Below are 2,328 nucleotides of genomic sequence, written 5' to 3' on the forward strand. Positions count from 1 at the left end.
AAGCAGGGCCGTGACCGTAAATTCCAGGCCATCCTGCCCCTGCGCGGCAAGATCCTGAACGTTGAAAAAGCCCGCTACGAAAAGCTTTTGACCAGCAACGAAATCTTGACGCTGATCACCGCCCTCGGCACCGGCATCGGCAAGGCAGGCGGCATTGGTGGCACGCCAGGCACCGACGACTTCAACGTCGCCAAGCTGCGCTACCACCGCATCATCATCATGACCGACGCCGACGTTGACGGCGCCCACATCCGCACGCTGCTGCTCACCTTCTTCTACCGCCAGATGCCCGAGCTTGTTGAGCGCGGCCACATCTACATTGCGCAGCCACCGCTGTACAAGGTCAAGGCCGGCAAGGAAGAGCAGTACCTCAAAGACACCGCAGCGCTAGACGGCTTCCTGCTGCGCATTGCACTGAAAGACGCGTCTGTGCAAACCGGCGCTGAAGGCAGCACGGTTTTGACGGGCGAGACGCTGGCCGAACTGGCCCGCAAGCACCAGCTGGCTGAGTCCGTAATTGCCCGCCTGCGCGGCTTCATGGACGCAGAAGCCCTGCGCGCCATTGCCGACGGCGTGAGCCTGAACCTGGACACCGTGGCCGACGCAGARGTGTCAGCCGTCACGTTGCAGGCCAAGCTGCGTGAACTCAACACCACCGGCGCCCCCGCCGAAGTGGCCGGCGAGTTTGACACCCGCACCGACAAGCCCATCTTGCGCATCAGCCGCCGCCACCACGGCAACGTCAAGAGCAGCGTGCTCACGCAAGACTTTGTGCACGGCGCTGACTATTCCACCCTGGCCGATGCAGCCGCCACCTTCCGCGGCTTGATCAGCGAAGGCGCAAAAGTCATGCGCGGTGAGGGCGAGCGCCAGAAGGAAGAAAAGATTGGTGACTTCCGCCAGGCCATGGCCTGGTTGATTGGCCAGGCAGAAAACGCCACCGCACGCCAGCGCTACAAAGGCCTGGGTGAGATGAACCCCGCCCAGCTGTGGGAAACCACCATGGACCCGACCGTGCGCCGCCTGCTGCGCGTACAGATCGACGACGCCATCGAAGCCGATCACGTCTTCACCATGCTGATGGGCGACGAAGTGGAGCCACGCCGCGAGTTCATTGAACAGAACGCCCTGCGCGCCGCCAACATCGACGTCTAAGCGACCACTCAGTTCTTACTTGACACCATGACCGAAGAAACCAAAACAGCAGAGCGCCCATCGCTGCCCGACCACCTCTCCACCGACGAGCGCAGCCCGCACTTCGTCAGAGCGATCTTTGAACACGACATCGGTATCCGCTTCAACGACAAAGAGCGCAACGACGTTGCCGAGTACTGTATCAGCGAAGGCTGGATCAAGGTGCCCGTGGGCAACAAGGTCGACCGCAAGGGCAACCCGCTGATGATCAAACTCAAGGGCAAAGTAGAGTCGTTCTACAAGTAACCAGCCCGGCTGTGAGTCAATGCGTTGACTGGCCGGACCTCCATGAACACCATGAAGTTTGAACCTTTGAAAAGGTTGATTTCATGGTGTTTTCATTTTTGGCGACCACACACACCTGAGCCATGAGCCGCATCGCCGTCATCGACTTTGAAACCACAGGCCTGTCGCCCGCGATGGGTGACCGTGCGACCGAAGTGGCCATCGTGCTGGTCGAGCACGGCCAGGTGGTGGACAGGTTTCAAAGCCTCATGAACGCGGGGCGCTATATCCCGTCCTTTATCGAAAGCCTGACAGGCATCAGCAACGCCATGGTTGCCGCCGCGCCTGTAGCCGAGAAAGTCATGGCCGAAGCAAATCGCTTTGTCGGCAACGCGCCCATGGTGGCGCACAACGCTTCTTTTGACCGCAGGTTCTGGGAGGCTGAACTAAGCCGCGCAGGGGAGACGGCAACCCAGCCCTTTGCCTGCACCATGCTGGTCGCCAGAAGACTGTATCCCCRGGCACCCAGCCACAAGCTCGGCGTGCTGATTGACTACCACCGCTTGCCTAAAGCCGGCCGCGCGCACAGGGCTATGGCTGATGCGGAGATGGCGGCATTACTGTTGCACCAGATACAGCATGACTTGCGTATCCGGCATCGTATTGCAAGAACTGATCACTCGGTTTTAATGGGACTGCAGCGTTGTGCGAAACCTGCTGTGCCTGCGTTTATTGCTCGGCATGCGGAGGTTTCCTTGTAATGGGAAATTGGCGTGCCGAGAATTCGATGTCTGATAGAAATACAGGGGGTTGACTATGGCGTTTGATGCCTTGGCCTATTTTTATGATTTTGAGGTTCCCGATTTTCCGCAGGAGTGGTTGCCGCTTACCTATCTATACGATCCGGAT

General features: G+C 59.2%; 3 protein-coding genes. All 3 read left to right on the forward strand.

Annotation, left to right across the window (positions count from 1 at the left end; all coding sequences use genetic code 11):
* Positions 1 to 1,155: toprim domain-containing protein (locus tag AC1DWI_RS20110; protein WP_477725567.1), on the forward strand; the 1,155-nt coding region annotated here is incomplete at its 5' end.
* 27 nt (positions 1,156 to 1,182) lie between these two features.
* Entirely contained in the window at positions 1,183 to 1,440 is a 258-nt protein-coding gene (locus AC1DWI_RS20115) for a DUF3297 family protein (RefSeq protein ID WP_477670429.1), read from the forward strand.
* Between the two features lie 122 nt (positions 1,441 to 1,562).
* Entirely contained in the window at positions 1,563 to 2,180 is a 618-nt protein-coding gene (locus tag AC1DWI_RS20120) for a 3'-5' exonuclease (protein WP_477725568.1), read from the forward strand.
* Positions 2,181 to 2,328 lie beyond the last annotated feature (148 nt).

This window comes from Polaromonas sp. P3_C2 (assembly GCF_056402675.1).